The organism is Formosa sp. F44 (assembly GCF_056238645.1).
Window position 1 is genome coordinate 324,838 of sequence record NZ_JBWDLJ010000004.1, and the last position, 19,655, is coordinate 344,492.

Sequence of the window (19,655 nt, forward strand, 5' to 3'; positions counted from 1 at the left end):
TAAATTAAGTAGGGCTTTCTTTTTTAATCATCTACAGCAATCCGCCATTCGTCGATATAAGGAGGTAGGTTAAACTAAATTAGATTTTTACGACGCGCTTCTAAAGTACTTTTGAAGTAACTAAACCAATAAAATCAGGTATTATGAAGATTTTAGCCATAGACGATCAACAGCTCGTTTTACTTCCTTTACAAAAGCGCTTATCCGAATTAGGTTATGAGGTACGGATAGAAGTCGATGGACAAAAAGGTATAACTGCTTATAATACCTTTAATCCAGATTTGGTTATTGTAGATGTTAATATGCCGTTTGTTTCAGGGTTGGATATTGTAAAACATATAAGACAATCTAATAGATCAGAAACGCCTATAATGGTCTTGTCTGGAAATACAACAGACGATACGATTACAGAAGGTTTCGACTTAGGGATTAACGATTATATGAAAAAACCGCTGAGTCTTAACGAAATAAGTGCACGTGTAAAGCGCTTAATTGGTGCTCCGGAAGTGCAAAGTATGGTGTCTGCAAGCCATGTTGTTATTCAGGAACGTTGTGTTGGTGTTGTTATCCCGTGTTATAATGAAGAAGAGCGTTTATTGAGTGAAGAATTTATTAGTTATATAGATAAACATTCTGGGTATCATTTATGTTTTGTAAACGATGGGAGTAAAGATAAAACTTTAGAAGTGCTTTATAATCTTCAAAAAGGTAGAGAGGATTTTATTACGGTATACGATTGCGAGAAGAATGGCGGAAAAGCAGAAGCGGTACGCTTAGGCATGCTACATATGGCGAAGAAAGCAGATTTAGATTATATCGGTTTTTTAGATGCTGATTTGTCTACAGATTTAGCCGATTTTGATGATTTAGTAAAAACCATCGAAACCTCCGATTTTAAAATAGTTAGTGGCTCTCGAATTTCTAGAATGGGCGCAAATATTACCAAGGAATCTGCACGGAAAATAATTAGTTTAAGCATTAATTTCATCATCAGAACCATTTTAAAAATGGATTTTAAAGACACCCAATGTGGAGCAAAAATCTTTAGAAAAGATGTTATAAATATTGCCTTCGGAAAAAAGTTTGTTACGCAATGGATTTTCGATGTCGAAATCTTTAAACGTATAAGTCAGCATTTCGGATTAAAACAAGCCAAGACTATGCTTTGCGAACAACCTCTTAAACGTTGGATTCATGCCGATGGTTCTAAATTATCTATGAAAGATTCTGCGAAAATAATATTTCAATTGGGAGAAATAGCTTGGGTATATCGAAAAGTTAAAAATCCTAGCTCCAAAGAAACAGTATTGCAAACCACATAATCCCTAAGTTATATAGATAGACATGATTTTGAATAGAGGATGAGTAGTTGTTTTAGTGGCGATATCTTAATGTCGAACCTAAAGAGTCAAGATTACTTGTATTCACTCAAAGATTGTCGGACGATACAGTATTGGGGACGTCACTATTTTATCTGTGGCGGTGCTATCTCCTGGCCTTACCTCATAACTGTATTCGTTTTAAAAATCTCAGATTAATTATTAATCTGAGATTTTTTTTGTTCATTATACGTTTTATACGCTTTATAATTAATCTATTTTTTAATAGAATTGTGGCGCGATAATTTAAAAATATCTCTAGAGCTTACATCACGTTTTGTAAGGTAATGACTCTATTTATAATTATTTATTTTTCAAAAGAGTATACATACATTTTTTCTTAATTAAGACTTTGATTACCAAGTTTGTCTAATGCGTATTTAGGCGAATTTTAATAAATTCTTACTGAATTTTATAAAAGAAATAGTTCTATCTCAAATTATCTTTTGCTTAAATTTAGTATTATTGCAGAATTGATAGAAAAGCATAAGATGAATAAGAATTTAACCCTTTTAATTTTATTTTTTTGCTGTAATTTCAGTTTTGGACAGTTTAACAATCTTAAGTTCGAGAACTTAAATACAGAAGAAGGATTGTCCAGTAGTACCTGTTTAGAGGTGTTTCAAGATAGTGAAGGATTTCTGTGGTTCGGAACCATCGATGGTTTAAATAAATATAATGGGTACGAATTCGAGATTTTTAGACCCATATTAAACGATTCTACATCTATAAGTAATAACAGAATTAATGTTATTCAGGAAGATAAAAATGGACATTTGTGGATTGGGACTAACAATGGTCTAAATATTTTCAATAAATACACCAAGGTCTTTAAGCACGTCACATTATACGATCAGCCTATCAATTCGTATAATCCCAAAAAGATTATAAACACACTGCTATACGACGAAAGTAAGAATACATTGTGGGTGGGAACTAGCCATGGTTTGGTAAAACTCCCATTGCATGAAAATACTTATAATGTCAAAAATTTAAAACCTACACATTACACTTTCAGCCCTGAAAATGAAAATAGCTTAGATAACGATAATATAAATATTATTGAAAAGGATAACGATGGTGTAATTTGGATTGAAACCAGTGGGCAACATCTTAATAAATACAATCCGGAATCGGATACTTTCGAGCGTATATTAATTGAAAGCGATTCGCCATATGAATTAAACCACATTCCAAAACGCTTATTTATCGATGCGGATAATGATTTCTGGATTGGAAACGACATTTCCAACATCGTGCTGTGGAATAAAGATACAAATACGTTTAAGAAAATTTCTCTTTCAGAACAGAGAGTACCTTTTTATAGTATTTATCAGGATTCTTCAGGGATGATATGGATTGTTACAGACGGTTCAGGTATTTTTATATACGATAAAATTAACGACCATTTAAATCAGATTAAGAACAATCCTTCAGATCCGTTTTCTCTTCCTGGAAATCAGGTTTCAGACGTTATAGAAGATTCTAACGGCGTGTTTTGGTTATCTACTTACAACGAAGGTGTGAGTAAACTGGATCTTAAAAAATCTAGTTTTGGTCATTATTATTATCAGGAAGGACGAGAGAATGGTTTAAACGAGAAAATTGTTCAATCTATTTTGCAAGATTCTAAAGGACGAATATGGCTAGGGGCGTATAATGGCGGATTAAATTATTTTAACGAGGAAGATAATTCATTCACGGCTTACGGTTTTAAACCAAACGATGCAACGTCTTTAAGTTCTAATAAAATGCTTTACACGTTCGAAGATCGCGATGGCGCTATTTGGGTGTGTACATTAGATGGAGGGGTTAGTAAATTCGATCCAGAAACCAAGTTGTTTAAACGTTTTCTTCATAAGGATTCTAACGACAATACCATCGGACAAAACTCGGTTTGGACAGGTATAGAAGATGAAAATCGTCGCGTTTGGTTAGGTTTAAGAGACGAAGGTTTAGACCTTTTCGATCGTAAAAATGAAATTTTTCATCATTATAAAATAGGAAATGATAGGCAAAGTGGCTTACTAAGTAATTTTGTGTTTTCATTATTAATAGATTCTAATAATCGCCTTTTAGTAGGGACGTCTTTAGGGTTAAATTATATCGATCTAGACGATTTAGGCGACGGTATTCCAGAACAGATTACGTTTAAAGAGGTAAATATCAACGGAATTATAGGTAATCGGATTAATGATATTACACTAGATAGTTCAGATAATATTTGGCTGGGTACAGATATTGGTGTCTTTAAACTAGACCAAGACCTTAAGCTTTTAGAATCGTATTTTACGCAAGATGGTTTGCCAAACAATTTGGTGACGGGAATTATAGAAGATTTAAATAAGGATTTCTGGATTACAACGCGTAGTGGTTTGTCGTTTTTTAGTTCTGAAACTAAAACATTTAAGAATTTTAATACGCACGATGGTATTCAGGGCATGGAATACCAGAGTAAGGCTATTGAAAGAACACGCGATGGTCGTATTGTTGTTGGAGGGATTAATGGGTTTAATATTTTTAAGCCTAATGATATTTTTATAAACCCAACGGAAAAATTAAAACCTAAGATAACAGCCCTTAAGATTAATAACAAAGCGATTAATGTTGGCGATACGGTTAATAACAAATTTGTTTTAAAATCTCCAATTACCGAAGCAGGTAATATTGTGCTTAATTATAACCAGACCAATTTATCGTTCGATTTTATTGCACTTCATTTTCAAAATCAGGAGCAGGTTAAGTATGCTTACAAAATGGAAGGGCTGGACGAAGACTATATTGAAGCAGGAACCAATAGAGTTGTTAATTTTTCTAATTTACAGCCTGGCAATTATACCTTTAAAGTTAAAGCATCTACTAACGACGAGTGGGAAGATGCGCCGGTAACCTCTGTAAATTTCAACCTAAATTCACCACCATGGAAAACCTGGTATGCTTATCTTCTGTATCTAGTTGTTGGAGTCGTTGGATTTTTATACTTCAAGAAATATTATAAAAACAGAATTAATTCAGAGAAGGAACACGAGTTCGATCAAATGAAGCTAGAGTTCTTTATAAATGTATCTCATGAATTTAGAACACCATTAACTTTAATCTTAAACCCGTTAGATAAATTAGTGGCGGGTTATAACGACCCAGAATTGGTTAAGACGTCGGCATTATCCATCCAAAGAAGTGCAAGGCGCTTATTATATCTTGTTAATCAGTTGCTAGATTATCGTAAAATGGAAGTCGGAATGGCACCTTTACAAGTGCAAAAAGGCGATATTATAAAGTTTAGTAACGATATCTTCTCGTTGTTTAAAGGCTTAGTTTCAAAAAAGAATATAGACTATTCTTTTACTTCTAATTCCGATCACTTAATAACATTCTTCGATTTCGATAAAATTGAAAAAATCTTAACCAATTTAATTTCTAATGCCATAAAATTCACCAATAACGGTGGTGAAATTAAAGTGTCGGTAAATCAGGTTTCAGAAAAAAATAAATATGCCAGTAAAATCGGGCAGAATAAGAAGAAGATGTCTTCTTTTGTCGAAATTATAGTTGAAGATACTGGTATTGGCTTAGATAAGGAACAACTTAATAAAATATTCTCTAGATTCTATAATGTCGATGTTAATAAAACGGGAACCGGAATAGGATTAAACTTTACTAAAGGGTTAGTAGAGCTTCATGGCGGAGAAATTTTTGTTGAAAGCGAGATTAACCAAGGAAGTAAATTTGTGGTGAGAATTCCTATTAATAAAACGGCAGAAACTAGTGAAATCACTGCTGTAAAAGATGAATTCTTAATAAATTCCATGAAATCTATCGAGTATGATATGCTTATTTCAGATGATATTTCGGAATCATCTATGAAGGAAAGCGACGTAAATACAGATAAATTACCAACTGTTTTAGTGGTAGAAGATAATAAGGAATTACGTGATCATTTAAAAAATGAGCTCCACGGATTCTATAAAATTATAGATGCTGTAAACGGAGAAGAGGGCTTAACAAAAGTTCAGAAATATTACCCAGATATTGTGGTTAGTGATGTTATGATGCCTAAAATGGATGGATTTGAATTGTGTAAACACATTAAATCAGAATTTGAAACTTGCCATATACCGGTTATTTTACTAACAGCACGTGCTTTAGAAGAGGATAGAATTGAAGGCTATAAAACTGGAGCCGATGGTTATTTAGGAAAACCATTTAATATAAATGTGTTAAAAGCTAGAATAGATAACTTGTTAGAAGCGAAACGTGTTATACGTGAAAAATTCTCGAAATTGGGTGCGGTAATTACACCGAATGAGGCGACTACAAACTCTATAGATGAGGCATTTTTAGAGAAAACAACAAAAGTAATTTTAGATAATATTAGCGATACCGATTTTAAATTAGAACATCTATTAAAAGAAATAGGTATTGGGCGTTCTCAGTTTTACAGAAAAATCCAATCTATAACAGGTCAAAACCCAAGTAATTTTATTCGCACAATACGTTTAAAATATGCGTCAGAATTGTTAATTAAAGACGTGTACACTATTAAAGAAGTTACACATATGTCTGGTTTTAACTCCGCTGCATATTTTGGTAAAACCTTCCGTGAATTGTATGAGATGACGCCAAGTGAGTATATCGAACATCATAAAAAGGAATCAGAACAAGAGTAAGTCTTCTCTTTTTATATGGACAAATCCTTTATTTGGGCATTAAGTTATGGTAATTGATTCATAGCTTATATGCTTAATCCTAAAGTCTTTTTATAATTGTATAGGTCTTTTTCATTTCGAATAAGAAGGAATATATCATTTTAAAAAGAATTTATGAAGTTATCAAAACATCTGTTAAGCTGTAGTTTAATTTCCATACTTCTACTAGGTTGTGGTGCCGAAAAAAAGGAAATTACGGTTAAGACCAATTCAGAAATTGTTCTGGACCAAAGTGTCATTAAAATAAACGAAGCCTTAAAGGCATTAAAAACAACCGATAGTTTTCCAAGACATATTGTAAAAGGTGAAAAGGATTGGAGATTGGTTGGTGTTCGAGATTGGTGTAGCGGCTTTTGGCCTGGCATTTTATGGTATACTTATGAATATACAGGAGATGCCGAAGTAAAAACTGCCGCCGAAAAATATACAGCTTCTATAAAAACAATAGCATATACTGAAGCCGAAGATCATGATATCGGATTTCAGGTGTACTGTAGTTTTGGAAACGGTTATCGTTTAACAGGAAATGAAGCATATAAGGATATTATGCTCGCCGCCGCAGATACTTTAGCAACGTTATATAATCCCATTGTTGGATCTATTCACTCATGGCCAAGTAAACAAGAATACCTGCACAATACCATTGTAGATAATATGATGAATTTGGAGCTTCTTTTTTGGGCGGCTAAAAATGGTGGAAATAAAAAACTATACTATATCGCCCTAAGTCATGCCGAAGTAACTATGAATAATTTGGTACGACCAGATAGCGCAGTGTATCATTTAGGTTCATTCGACGATAAAACAGGTCAATTTATTCGTGGTGTAACACATCAAGGCTATGCAGATGAGTCTATGTGGGCACGCGGGCAAACCTGGGGCATTTACGGATTTGCCGTTGCTTATAGAGAAACAGGACGAACAGATTTTTTAGAAACATCCATTAAGCTTACAGAACATTATTTAAAGCGTTTACCCAAAGATGGTGTGCCATATTGGGATTTCGATGATCCAGCTATTCCTAACGCTCCAAAAGATGCTTCTGCCGCCGCTGTTGCCGCTTGTGGCTTATTAGAATTGGCAGAGCTTGTTAAAGATAATAAGTTGCAGGACAAATACAGACAGGAAGCGAAGCGATTTATTACGGCTTTATCCTCTAAAAACTATTTAAGTGGCGATGCTAATAACGCCTTATTATTACATTCTACAGGGCATCATCCTAAAGGTACAGAAATAGACGAGCCTATAATTTATGCCGATTATTATTTCATGGAAGCCTTACTGCGATTAGAAAAATTGGAAAATCCAAATCACTTGGCATTAACTAAATAACCTTTTGTTATGAAATTTATTAAGACTCTTCTTGTTTTTTATATGATTTGGAATATTCCAACAAAATTTTACGCTCAAACCGTACCTTTTACTACGGGACGTATTGTAATAAGTTCAGACGGAAACGAGCATGATCACGACGATTGGGCGGCAACACCTTTTTCATTGGCCTTATTGGCAGCAAAGGGTTTGCAAGATCGTTTAACTTTGTACACGTTCAGCGATCATATTTGGGGAAGCAATCACGATTACAAAAATGCACAAAAAGAGATGCAGATTAGTGCCTTAGAAGGACAGAAAATATTTCATTTTAATCAAACTCATTTTATTGAAGCTGTAGCAGATTCTACAAAAGCAATTCAAGCAGTAGTGAAGGAAATAAACAGATCTAAAAAAGAAGATCCATTAACTATAATAGCCGCTGGACCAATGCAAGTGGTGGGCAGGGCTCTTGCAAAAGCCGATGAATCTAAATTAAAGTTTGTACGTATAATTTCTCATCATAGTTGGAACGATAATCATGCCGATAAACCAAATAAGTGGGAGCAACATTCGGGGTGGACTTGGAACGAAATAAAATCTAGTTTTGAATCTAAAGGTTTGATTTGCGATAGAATTGCCAATCAGAATGGCGGTGACGATTATGATGGTATGAAAGCACCTATCGAAAGATTCGATTGGATTAAAACATCACCAATCCGAGAACAGTCTGCAGAAGCCAAAAAGCAACTAGATTGGTTGTATAGCCGACAATTAACCTGTATTAAAAAAGGAGATTTTGACCCTTCAGATGCGGGAATGATTATTTATTTACTAACCGGAACGCAAAAAACAAATCCGGAAGATGCAAAAGCAATCATAGAAAATCCAGTAAAATAAATGTAATTGCGTATTGCTAAAACATTAAAATAAACCATGAAGTTTAAAGCCACAGTAGTTCTTTTGTCCAGTATGTTTTTGTTGTCATCATTCAAAACAGAAGGTCCAAAAATATATCATAAAGATTGGATCGATTTTAATAAGAATGGCGTAAAGGATGTCTACGAAGATCCAAAAGCCCATATCGACGATCGTGTGTCTAATCTCATCTCCTTGATGAATGTAAACGAGAAAACATGTCAGCTAACGACCTTGTATGGTTTTGCGCGTGTTCTTGAAGATGAATTACCAACAGCAAATTGGAAGCATCGCGTTTGGAAAGATGGCATCGCTAATATCGACGAGCATTTAAATACCATTTGGAATCAAGAGAAAACACATACCTCGTATTCTTTTCCATATAGCACGCATGCCGAGGCTATAAATACGGTTCAGAAGTGGTTTATAGAAGAAACACGTTTAGGAATTCCTGTCGATTTTACCAACGAAGGCGTTCATGGATTATGTCATAAAAAGGCAACGCCACTTCCAGCACCAATAGGTATTGGAAGTACGTGGAATACAGATTTGGTTTATAAAGCGGGAACCATTGTTGGTCGAGAAGCTAAGGCTTTAGGCTACACCAATATTTATGCACCTATTTTAGATGTTGCTAGAGATCAGCGTTGGGGAAGAGTGTTAGAGTGTTATGGCGAAGAACCTTTTCATATCGCCGAAATGGGAAAACAAATGACACTAGGCGTACAATCGCAAGGTGTGGCTGCAACGCTTAAACATTTTGCGGTATATAGTGTGCCAAAAGGCGCTAGAGATGGCGATGCTAGAACGGATCCGCATGTCGCACCTCGAGAAATGCATCAGTTGCATTTATATCCATTTAAACGCGTTATTCAGGAAGCGAAACCTATGGGGATTATGAGTAGTTATAACGATTATGATGGTGTGCCAGTAACAGCAAGTTCTTATTTTTTAACTGATTTACTTAGAGAACAATATGGATTTAATGGCTATGTGGTATCGGATAGTGAAGCGGTGGAATATGTCTCTGAAAAGCATCATGTTGCCGAAAACTATAAAGAAGCAGTGAGACGGCCGACGAGGTGAGTTTTACGTATAGTCGTTATGGTCCAGCAGATAATCCATCAACATCCGTATATCAAGGCATAAAAAATTACGCAAAAGATAAAGCGGAAGTCCATTACGTTAAAGGCTGTGATATTGTAGATCCGGATTGGCCAGGAAGTGAGATTATTCCAACGCCACTTTCGGCATCAGAAGAAGCAAGTATTGCTAAGGCCGTTGAGCAAGCCAAAAAATCGGACATTATTATAGCTGTAGTTGGTGAAGATGAAAAGCGTGTGGGAGAAACCAAATCGCGAACCAGTTTGGGACTGCCGGGACGCCAATTTCAACTCGTCCAAGCATTGTATGCTACAGGAAAACCTGTAGTTTTAGTCTTAATTAACGGTCAGCCACTTACTATTAACTGGGAAAATAAGTTTTTACCAGCTATTTTAGAAGCTTGGTTTCCAAGTACGGCAGCGGGAGAAGTCATTGCCGAAACGTTATTTGGAGATTATAATCCTGGGGGAAAACTAACGGTGACCTTTCCAAAATCTGTTGGACAAATCCCGTTGAATTTTCCTTACAAACCAGGATCGCAAGCTGGGCAACCAGGTGCAGGGCCTAATGGCTACGGAAACACACGTGTTTTAGGTCCGTTGTACCCATTTGGTTACGGACTAAGTTACACGACGTTTGAATACAGTGATTTAGTTGTAAATCAGAAAACAAAACAATCGCAAAGCGATATAGACGTGTCTTTTAAAGTGAAGAACACAGGGAAACGCGCTGGAGACGAGGTTGTTCAGTTGTATTTAAAAGATGAGGTGAGTAGCGTTACTACTTACGAATCTCAATTACGTGGTTTCGATCGTGTTGCTCTTAAACCTGGCGAAACAAAAACCGTTCATTTTATTTTACATCCAGAAGATTTAGAGATTTTAGATATTAATATGAATTGGACTGTAGAGCCTGGAAATTTTGAAATTATGGTGGGAAGCTCGTCTGTAGATATTCATTTAAGAGAGCGTATTAACGTGTTGTAAAAATGTAGTGCTTCAGGCATGAATAATGAAGTTGAGTAAATGGTAGATTGATTGTTAAGATAGATGATGTCACTAATTAAAAAAAACATAACAAAATGGGCCTCTAGGCATGAATGTCGTAGAAATGTCGCAAGTAAACCGTTATCAAAACGTTAGATTCGTAAGTAGTTTTGTTACATGAATAATTCAAAATTAACAATGAACGAAATCGGAAGAAAAATTAAGGAAATAAGAAAGAAAAAGGGACTGTCTCAAGAAGAATTGGCAGAATATGCAACCGTTAATTTGAGAACCGTTCAACGGATTGAAAATAACGAAAGTGAACCTAGAGGAAAAACATTGCATTTAATTTGTAAAGCTTTAGACATACATGCAGAAGATATACTCGACTATGGGAAGCATATCGACACGAACTATCTAATTTATTTTCACTTATCTGTTTTAACAGGTATAATTATTCCCAGTGGAAATATTATTATTCCTTTTATTTTATGGATGACTAAGAAAGATAAAATAAATGGACTGAAAGAGATGGGAGCAAACCTATTGAATTTTCAGATAGTTTGGACGTTTTTTGCGTCTACAACCTTAATAATTGGTACTTTTTTGAAAATTAGTCATTTAGATATCGGACCAGGGAATTTTTTATTATCCTTATATGCTTGGGGCGTTCTTTATGGCATAAACATAATATTGCCAATATGGTTTGCTGTAAAAATTAGAAAAGGAAAAATAGGAAATTTTTATCCGAATTTAATTAGGCTAATAAAATAAGTGATTTAAAATAGAGTCCTAAACGATTAAACTCTTTTTTTTTAAGATTTGCCCGTGCTGACTTTATAGAATGACTTGTGCCGAGGGAGGTCCTTTTTCGATATAAGTTGTATTTTATTTTTTGGGTTGGCCTGTCGAAAATTTAGATAAAAGTCCGTTAGCCTAGATTTTTTTGGCTTGGTTTATCCAGAGCGAAGTCGAAGGATTTTTTTATCAATGAAAAAAATGAACATAAAATATTATTTAGGACAATTAAACAAAAGCAATGAAAATATATAAATCAGAATTCGGATATAGGCTAGTTGGATTTCTAGTGGTGTTGTTCCTTTCCATTAATGGGTTTATGATTTACCAAAACGAACCTATAGAAGAAATTCTGTCTTTGGGTGGAATCCATTTATTAGTATTAAGTTTTTTTCTATATCTCCATTTTTCGACAGCATACACGATTCATGATCACGGGATTTTGAATGTTAAATGTGGTTTTATGTATAATAAATCGTTCGATATAAATAAAATCAAGTCTATTCGTAAATCTAATAATTTGATTTCATCACCAGCACCTTCAATGGACAGGATAGAACTAGCTTACGGTAAATTTGATGTTATAGTCATTTCTCCAAAGAATAAAATTCAATTTGCAAAGGAGCTCACCAAAATAAACCCGAATATAGAAAACAGGTTAAATGAAAAAGCGAATACAACACTATGAACATGAAAAAACTAACATTTAGCCTTTTAATTCTGTTATTTACGCATGCTTCATTCGGACAAGTAGATGTTCACGCTTCTGCGACCAAACAAGTTAACGAGATGATTGCGTTTTATAATATGAGGGATATCTCAAAGTATGTAGACTATCTATTACCTGTATATTATGGAAATGAGAATACATACAAAGAAAAATTTACCGAAACGTGGGAGCGCATTTTAAAGCAAGATACCGACACCATCAAACTTGTAGGACTTTTAAAACTAGCCAAATCAGAAAATCAATATCAAGCGTTATTTCATATTAATTTCAAGAGCGGTAAGAGTTATACTATTGGAGTTTCCGAAGATGGTAAAAAGTGGTCGTTTACTCAACCTTTTAGTGAAAAAATGAAGTTTAGTCAGTTGTTAGAAATTATCCCAACTCTAGATCATGCTTTAGCCGAGAGCTTAGATCCTAAGTTTGGTAAACGCATCAATTATGAGATCGGAGAAATTATTTCACCATTCAAATTCAAGGATATTAATGAAACTGAAATTTCGTCGGAATCCTTAAAAGGTAAAGTCGTGGTCTTAAATTTCTGGGGAACGTGGTGCGCTCCCTGTGTGAAAGAGATCCCTGAACTCAATAAATTGGTAGAAAAATTTAGTGGTGAGAACGTTAAATTTATTGCACCTGCTATTACGACGACAAACGAAACATTAAAAAACAGTTTCCTTCCTAAACATCCGTTTTTGTATGACATTGTAGTAATCGACGGAGATGATTATGTGATTTCTTCATATCCCACACATGTAATTATAAATCAAGATCAAGAAGTTATAGAGATTATCAAAGGATATAGTGAGGATAATATTAAGAGATTAGAACAAACAATAGATGACGTTCTAAACTAATTTTTGCAGATATTATTTAGTAAATACACCATAAATTGACGCATTCTAATGGGGACAATTTTATATAAAGCTTAGATTTATTTCTAGGCTTTTTCTTTTTATAGAATATCCATGTAATTGACTTCAATACCTTTTGAGCTGTTTAGGGTGAAGCATTGATGGAATAAATACCCATAATTTATAGCTTAAGAACTATAGTTTATATTCAAAAAAAAATAAAAAAACGATATTGCTGTACGCAGAAATAAAAGCGGTCTAAAAGATGTTTTGAATGGTAATAGTATTCGTTTTTATGTTTGTAGTTGTGAGTATAAATCTCATGAATCATTTTACCCAAAAACGGATAATATTAAAGAATTTAGATGTCAACCCACTTGAAAATAAAGAAACTCGAATGAACCAAAATAGAGATGGAAATGATAAACTTCTAATCAAAGTTAGAATTTCGAGGGATTAAATTGAATACAAAAGCATTCAGAAAACAAACTAAACTATAATTTAAAAATTAACTAAAAATGAAAAAGGCCTTATCTCTAATGGTATTGATTTTCTTTGGAGTAGTCGCTCACGCACAGATTCCACTTCCTGAGAATTTAGAACAAGGGTATCCCCGAATTTATATCACGCAAAAAGGAAAAAAAGATCTTCAAAAAACAATTAAAAAGGAAACTTGGGCACAAGATGTCTTAAAAGGCTTACATGAAAAAGTTGATACTTATGTGGAGCGTCATACAACCGATGACGAATGGATGGTATCTCGATTACAAATGCATTGGAACACTAAAGCCAGCAACATTTACATTAACGGTGTAGATTTTTCTCATGCCGATGGAGAAGCTCCAGCTCCTACAGTACGATTTAGTGGTTCCCGAAATTCGGCTACGGCTTACGGAACACCTAGTTTAGAAGATATTCTTCCATATATGGACGATCCAAGAGGATTGTGGTTGCCAAACAAGGAAAAAGAAGGACATCCTTTTGAATGGGCAGAGCAATCGGAGACAGGGAATATAATTGTAAATATCAACAAAAAAATAATCGCTTTAGGGAAAGATGCCGCTTTCCTGTATTGGCTGGAAAATGACGAACGATATGCTAAATTTTCATTCGATTTATTTGATACTTACATGACTGGTATGTCTTACAGAAGTGAACCAATAGATCTACTTAACGGTCATATTCAGACACTTGTTGGATTTACGCATTTCCAAGTGATACACGAAAGCACTCTAATTGAAATAGCAGAACTTTACGATTTCTTACATCAGTATATTGAAGATAATGCTTCAGATAAAATTGCGATGTACGATAAGACCATCAAAAGATGGATCGATCAAATTATAAAAAACGGTGTACCTCAAAACAATTGGAATTTACATCAGGCCAAGATTATTTTAAAAGCAGCCATGGTTTTACAAGACAATAAAAATTATGAAGACAATAAAGGACGCGAATACTATATAGATTACATTTTAAATGTGACTTCGGCTAGACAATGGTCGCTAAATAAATTCATGGATTATGGCTACGACGAAGCTAATGGTGTTTGGGCCGAATGTCCAGGATATTCTCAAGGTGTTACTAAAGACCTTACCAATTTTATAAGAGATTTCGACAATACATTCGATCATAATATTTTACCATACACACCTGTAATGCCAAAGGCTGTAAAAATGTTACCTCAATATTTGTTTCCTAACGGGCAAGCTGTTGCTTTTGGAGATTCGTATTACGGACCTATAAGTACGGAGTCTATGAGCGATATGATTCGTATTGCTCAAAAAAATAAAGATCAAGAGTTAGAAGAAGAGTTTACAGGCATGTATAGGTTATTTTCTAAAACGTCGGAGGGTTCAAATAAAAGTAAAAAACCTAGAGCAGATATTTCTTCTTTTTTTGCAAGTAAACCCTTAGAATTGAATCCGAAATATAAAATGGGTAATATAGACGACTATATCACCCAGACCTTTTATGCGCCTAATGTGAGTTGGCACGTGCAACGTATGGGTACAGGAAAAGATGGTATGATGGTCTCGTTAAACGGATCCCTTGGAAACCATATGCACGCTAACGGAATTAATATGGAATTATATGGAAAAGGCTTCGTACAAGGTTCCGATCCTGGTAAAGGTTCTAATTATCTTCAGCCAATATATTTAGAGTATTATTCTCAATTCCCTGCTCACAATACGGTAATGGTAGACGGTGTCTCTTCGTACACAGAAATGCTAAGTTATCATGCTTTCGATTTAATGGGACAATATCCGAAATCAGAACAAAAGGAAGGTTACTATAAAGATATAACCTATTCCGATGTTTACTTTTTGGAACCAGAAACGCAAAGTGATCAAAGCCGCTTGGTAAGTATTGTGAAGACTGGTGAAACTACGGGCTACTATGTAGATGTTTTTCGTTCTAAAAAACAACGTAAAGGCGATAAATTTCACGATTATTTTTACCATAATTTAGGTCAGAGTTTAACGGTAAGCGATGGAGATGGTAAGCCGTTAGCACTTGTTCGAAGTGAGGAAATGGCATTTGCAGGAGGTCATTTATATGCGTTAGATTATATGTGGGACAAAAAATCGATGCGTACAAACAATGATTATCAAGCTGAATGGAAAATAGATAGACCAGAAGGCGAAGAAGATGTGTTTATGAATTTATGGATGAAAGGTACTGAAGGTCGTGAGGTTTTTAGTATAAAATCGCCACCAAATAAAGCGTTTAAAGGGAACAGTGGACTTCCTTATGATGTGGATAAAGCACCTTATTTAACACTAGCAGCAAGGCAACATGGCGAGGCGTGGAATCGCCCATTTGCTTCGGTGTACGAACCTTTTACTTCTAGCGAAGGAAAAAGTATCGCTAGTATTTCTGGTTTTGAGGATGAGAATGGAAGTCAAGATTTTGTAGGACTACACGTTTCACATAAATCTGGTAGAGAAGATTTAGTGTTTTCCTCAACTAATAATCAACTGGCAGTGTACAAAGATATGTCTACAGATGCCGCGTATGCCTTGATTGGTTATGAAAAAAATGGAGATTTTATCCTGTTTATGGGGAATGGGACAGAACTTAAAACAAAGGATTTTATTATTTCAACAAAACAAAAAGGAAACGTTGTTGTAGAACGTAAAGGCGGGAAATTATTTATGCATAATGAAGTGCCAGTTACCATTTCTTATAATAACAAAGAATATCAATTTAATTCAGAAGCATTTCGAACAATTGATTTAAAATAAATCTGTGAATGCTAAAGTTTGGAGGGGGTGACTACCTAGATAATCACATTTATAAAAATAATATAGGGTATCTAAACTGAAGTTAAAGCTGAAATATTTAAAACCAAAAGGTATTTTAAGTATTAGAATTAAGGCACAATACATAGTTGTTATAATTTAAAATGATGTTAAGAACAATTTTATTTTTTCTATTTATTCAGATACCTCTCTTAGGTACTGCCCAGCATTTAGAATTGCCTTTATGGGGAGACAATATTCCGAACTATCAGGAAACCGATGAGGAAGAAATTAGGGTTCAAGAGGGTGTTTTAAAAATAAGGAATGTAAAAAAGCCAGGGGTAGAAGTATTTTTGCCATCAGAAAAATTAAGAAACGGACAAGCTGTGATTGTTTGTCCTGGTGGTGGCTATGCGATCATGAATTGGGATTGGGAAGGTACTGATATTGCAAAATGGTTAAATGCTCAGGGTATTGTTGCTATTGTTTTAAAATATCGTTTACCATGCTCTAAATCTAATATTGTGTCGTATAAATCGCCTATTCTTGATGCTCAACGAGCTGTCCGATTGGCTAGGCATCACTCAGAAAAATGGAGCATAGATTCTACACGGATTGGAATCATGGGCTTTTCGGCAGGAGGACATGTGGCAACAACACTTGCTGTTCATTATAACGAAAAATATGCCAAACCTACAGACAAAATCGACCTGTTGAGTGCAAGACCAGATTTTTCTGTTTTGGTATATCCAGTGATTACATTTAAAGATGATTTTACAGATCCAACCTCAAGAAAACGGCTTTTAAATAATAATTTGGACGAAAAATTAATCCACCATTTTTCAGCCGAATTACATGTAACTGCAGAAACTCCAGCAGCATTTATAATGCATTCCACAGACGATACAGGAGTGCCTGTGCAGAACTCATTAAAATATTACGAAGCACTAGTTAATAACAAAGTTGAAGCAGAAATGCATCTTTATCCCATAGGTTGGCACGGTTATGCGTTAGCCCGTGATAACCCATATTTGTCCACATGGACAGAACGACTAAAGGCGTGGTTACAACGTTATTAATCAGGTTTTGCTTATAAAATTAGATAGGTATTATTAAAAAATTAAACACAAATATGAAAATACGGTTTCATTTATTCATAGTCCTAATGCTGTTAGTTAGTTTTAGTATTAAAGTTAAGGCTCAGCATCAATATCCTAGTCCGTTAATTCTCGATATGGTGCATCATAATCCAGGAGAAGCACCTTATAAAACGGCATATAATGATCCGGCTGTGATTAAAGAAATGGGATATAATGGTAAGGTGTATTTTCTGTTTGAATCACCTGCACTGGCGATAAATTGGGAATCTGTAGATAAAGATATTTTGCCAAAAGGATCGGAAGATCGCAAATGGGTCGATGCCAAGGCAGAACAAATTAAAAAAATGCACGCCCAATGCAAAGCTGAAGATATGGCCATTTACGCCATGTCTGATCTGGTTTTATTTCCGAAACGATTAATAAAAAAGTATAATATAGAAGATACTTTTGGGGATCCTAACCATCCGGTTACAGAGAAATTTGTACGTGCTCAAATTAACGAAATGTTCGATCAGTTTCCTGATTTAGACGGGTTAGTAGTGCGTATCGGAGAAACTTATTTACACGATGCTCCTTATCACCAAGGCGCTATAGACGATAAATCAAGTCCAGAAAAAACAATTATTCCTTTAATGAAAATGCTGAAAGAAGAGATTTGTGTAAAACGTGATAAGCAACTTATTTTTAGAACATGGAATGCTTTTGATAGGAATATGAGCGCATACATGGAAGTGAGCGATGCTGTACAACCTCATAAAAATTTGATAATTAGTATAAAACAATGCGAAGGCGATTTTCATAGAGCGCGACCATTTAGTAAACTTATAGGTCAAGGTCGTCATCCTCAAATTATAGAAGTGCAATCTGCAAGAGAATACGAAGGTAAAGGCGCTTATCCAAATTATATTGCAAATGGAGTTATCGAAGGTTTCGAAGAGCATGCTAAAATGCCGGAAGGCGATATCAATAGTATACGAGAATTTGTTGAAACTACTCCAGATTTATATGCCGGTATTTGGACATGGTCTCGCGGTGGAGGCTGGGAAGGGCCGTATGTTAAAAGCGAAATGTGGTGCGATTTAAACTCGTGGGTCATGGCACAATGGGCTCAAAATACAGAGCAAAGTGAAGCATTTATTTTTAATAGATATGCTACGGAACGCTTAAATCTTAAGGGAGATGATGTTGCTAAATTTAGAAGACTTTGTTTACTATCTGCAGAGGCTGTAATAAGAGGTAGAAATACGGTGCAAAATGATATTAGTGATGTGTGGTGGACTCGAGATCAAGGAATAGGTTGGCCGGCAGTTGCAAAAGATGCTGTGGGGCAAAAACGAAATTTAGAGCAAAAGGATGAATCTATAGCTAAATGGGAAGAAATTGTAGCACTATCAAAAGCAATAACTTGGGACAGCGAAGCTGCCAAAAATCATGCGATTGGATCTGCTGAATATGGCCTAAGATTATATAAAATATATAGAGCACTTGTTTATATGTCCGATGCGGAAGCTAAGGGAGATGTAAAAGAAATTAAAAAATGGATTACGGTTTACGATGAAGCGTGGGCAGATTATAACAAATTACCTGAGCAGTATAATAGGGTTGCAACGTTGTACACCCAAGATTATGATCGCCATATAGCACATAATGCAAATCAAAAAGTAAACGAATTAAGAACCCAAAAGTAGATGAAAATGAAGTCTGGTTTTATTATTGTTTTAATTACTATATTTTCCACAATATCCAGTTTCGGACAAAGTGAAACATCAGATTGGAAAGGCTTCGAACGTATTAATTTTGAGTTTGAAGGAAGGGACGCTCATCTTACCCGTCCGGAAAAACCATTACCTGGAAATCCGTGGTTATGGCGCGGACGTTTCCCTGGTTATCATGCCGAAATAGATAGCATGCTTTTAGCAAAAGGCTTTCATGTGGCTTATGTTAATACCGATAATAAGTTTGGAAGTCCGAAGGCCGTTGCCGTATGGAATGGATTTTATAACCACCTGGTTTCAACCTATGCTTTACAGCCTAAAGTGGCTTTACATGGTCATAGTCGTGGAGGGTTGTTTATTTACAATTGGGCAAAAGAAAACCCTGAAAAAGTAGCCTGTATATACGGGGACGCCGTCGTCTGCGATTTTAAAAGTTGGCCAGCAGGTTTTGGTTCAAGTGAAGGAAGTAAAAAAGCTTGGGAGACATTAAAAGCTGAATACGGATTTAAAACAGATGAAGACGCTAAGGCTTATACCAATAATCCCATCGATAATTTAGAAGGTTTGGCCCATGCGGGAGTTCGTATCCTTCATACGGTAAGTTTAAAAGATGGTGTTGTTCCAGCCGACGAGAATTCGTTGAAACTTATAAATAACTACATTCTTTTAGGAGGTACTGCAACAGTATCGCCTTGTAAGTCGGGTGTTCAAAAATCAAATGGACATCATTATGATATTGATGATCCTGAAATGGTTGTCGATTTTATAATAAAAAATACACTTTAGAGAAAACTAAAAAATGATATTCTTTT

13 protein-coding genes are annotated in these 19,655 nt (G+C 35.0%); all 13 read left to right on the forward strand.

The genetic code is table 11. The features are described from left to right. The first annotated feature begins 143 nt into the window (after positions 1–143). The 13 genes from AC0UBM_RS14205 (at position 144) to AC0UBM_RS14265 (ending at position 19,629) form a co-directional block, all read left to right on the forward strand. On the forward strand, positions 144–1,322 hold the full coding sequence (locus AC0UBM_RS14205; RefSeq protein ID WP_475689041.1) for a response regulator: 1,179 nt from the start codon (positions 144–146) through the stop codon (positions 1,320–1,322). A gap of 548 nt (positions 1,323–1,870) precedes the next feature. Further along, positions 1,871–6,046: a hybrid sensor histidine kinase/response regulator gene (locus AC0UBM_RS14210; protein ID WP_475689042.1), complete on the forward strand. Its 4,176-nt coding sequence runs from the start codon at positions 1,871–1,873 to the stop codon at positions 6,044–6,046. Positions 6,047–6,199: 153 nt separating this feature from the next. After that, positions 6,200–7,417 (forward strand): glycoside hydrolase family 88 protein, encoded by a 1,218-nt coding sequence (locus AC0UBM_RS14215; protein ID WP_475689043.1) that lies wholly within the window; start codon positions 6,200–6,202, stop codon positions 7,415–7,417. Positions 7,418–7,426: 9 nt separating this feature from the next. Next, entirely contained in the window at positions 7,427–8,296 is an 870-nt protein-coding gene (locus tag AC0UBM_RS14220; protein ID WP_475689044.1) for a hypothetical protein, read from the forward strand. 36 nt (positions 8,297–8,332) lie between these two features. Further along, on the forward strand, positions 8,333–9,400 hold the full coding sequence (locus AC0UBM_RS14225) for a glycoside hydrolase family 3 protein (protein ID WP_475689045.1): 1,068 nt from the start codon (positions 8,333–8,335) through the stop codon (positions 9,398–9,400). After that, positions 9,397–10,404 carry a glycoside hydrolase family 3 C-terminal domain-containing protein gene (locus AC0UBM_RS14230; protein ID WP_475689046.1) on the forward strand — a complete coding sequence of 336 codons (1,008 nt, stop codon included), beginning with the start codon at positions 9,397–9,399 and terminating at the stop codon, positions 10,402–10,404. The genes AC0UBM_RS14225 and AC0UBM_RS14230 overlap by 4 nt, the downstream gene beginning before the upstream one ends. A 177-nt stretch (positions 10,405–10,581) precedes the next feature. Next, complete coding sequence (locus AC0UBM_RS14235) at positions 10,582–11,178, forward strand: magnetosome magnetite crystal formation protein family (protein ID WP_434035547.1); 597 nt, start codon at positions 10,582–10,584, stop codon at positions 11,176–11,178. Between the two features lie 265 nt (positions 11,179–11,443). Further along, complete coding sequence (locus tag AC0UBM_RS14240; RefSeq protein WP_475689047.1) at positions 11,444–11,890, forward strand: PH domain-containing protein; 447 nt, start codon at positions 11,444–11,446, stop codon at positions 11,888–11,890. A 2-nt stretch (positions 11,891–11,892) separates the two neighbouring features. Next, positions 11,893–12,786 (forward strand): TlpA family protein disulfide reductase, encoded by an 894-nt coding sequence (locus tag AC0UBM_RS14245; RefSeq protein ID WP_475689048.1) that lies wholly within the window; start codon positions 11,893–11,895, stop codon positions 12,784–12,786. A gap of 515 nt (positions 12,787–13,301) precedes the next feature. Then, positions 13,302–16,031 (forward strand): endo-acting ulvan lysase-like protein, encoded by a 2,730-nt coding sequence (locus tag AC0UBM_RS14250; protein WP_475689049.1) that lies wholly within the window; start codon positions 13,302–13,304, stop codon positions 16,029–16,031. 161 nt (positions 16,032–16,192) lie between these two features. Further along, positions 16,193–17,107, forward strand: a complete 915-nt coding sequence (locus AC0UBM_RS14255) for an alpha/beta hydrolase (RefSeq protein ID WP_475689050.1) — start codon at positions 16,193–16,195, stop codon at positions 17,105–17,107. 53 nt (positions 17,108–17,160) lie between these two features. Beyond that, positions 17,161–18,816: a hypothetical protein gene (locus AC0UBM_RS14260; protein ID WP_475689051.1), complete on the forward strand. Its 1,656-nt coding sequence runs from the start codon at positions 17,161–17,163 to the stop codon at positions 18,814–18,816. 6 nt (positions 18,817–18,822) lie between these two features. Further along, positions 18,823–19,629 carry an alpha/beta hydrolase family protein gene (locus AC0UBM_RS14265; protein ID WP_475689052.1) on the forward strand — a complete coding sequence of 269 codons (807 nt, stop codon included), beginning with the start codon at positions 18,823–18,825 and terminating at the stop codon, positions 19,627–19,629. Positions 19,630–19,655 lie beyond the last annotated feature (26 nt).

What these genes read in the sequence shown, in the direction of transcription:
- AC0UBM_RS14265 (WP_475689052.1), top strand. Translation starts at nt 18,823, where the DNA reads ATGAAGTCTGGTTTTATTATTGTTTTAATTACTATATTTTCCACAATA.
- AC0UBM_RS14210 (WP_475689042.1), top strand. Translation starts at nt 1,871, where the DNA reads ATGAATAAGAATTTAACCCTTTTAATTTTATTTTTTTGCTGTAATTTC.
- AC0UBM_RS14260 (WP_475689051.1), top strand. Translation starts at nt 17,161, where the DNA reads ATGAAAATACGGTTTCATTTATTCATAGTCCTAATGCTGTTAGTTAGT.
- AC0UBM_RS14255 (WP_475689050.1), top strand. Translation starts at nt 16,193, where the DNA reads ATGATGTTAAGAACAATTTTATTTTTTCTATTTATTCAGATACCTCTC.
- AC0UBM_RS14250 (WP_475689049.1), top strand. Translation starts at nt 13,302, where the DNA reads ATGAAAAAGGCCTTATCTCTAATGGTATTGATTTTCTTTGGAGTAGTC.
- AC0UBM_RS14245 (WP_475689048.1), top strand. Translation starts at nt 11,893, where the DNA reads ATGAAAAAACTAACATTTAGCCTTTTAATTCTGTTATTTACGCATGCT.
- AC0UBM_RS14205 (WP_475689041.1), top strand. Translation starts at nt 144, where the DNA reads ATGAAGATTTTAGCCATAGACGATCAACAGCTCGTTTTACTTCCTTTA.
- AC0UBM_RS14225 (WP_475689045.1), top strand. Translation starts at nt 8,333, where the DNA reads ATGAAGTTTAAAGCCACAGTAGTTCTTTTGTCCAGTATGTTTTTGTTG.
- AC0UBM_RS14215 (WP_475689043.1), top strand. Translation starts at nt 6,200, where the DNA reads ATGAAGTTATCAAAACATCTGTTAAGCTGTAGTTTAATTTCCATACTT.
- AC0UBM_RS14235 (WP_434035547.1), top strand. Translation starts at nt 10,582, where the DNA reads ATGAATAATTCAAAATTAACAATGAACGAAATCGGAAGAAAAATTAAG.
- AC0UBM_RS14220 (WP_475689044.1), top strand. Translation starts at nt 7,427, where the DNA reads ATGAAATTTATTAAGACTCTTCTTGTTTTTTATATGATTTGGAATATT.
- AC0UBM_RS14240 (WP_475689047.1), top strand. Translation starts at nt 11,444, where the DNA reads ATGAAAATATATAAATCAGAATTCGGATATAGGCTAGTTGGATTTCTA.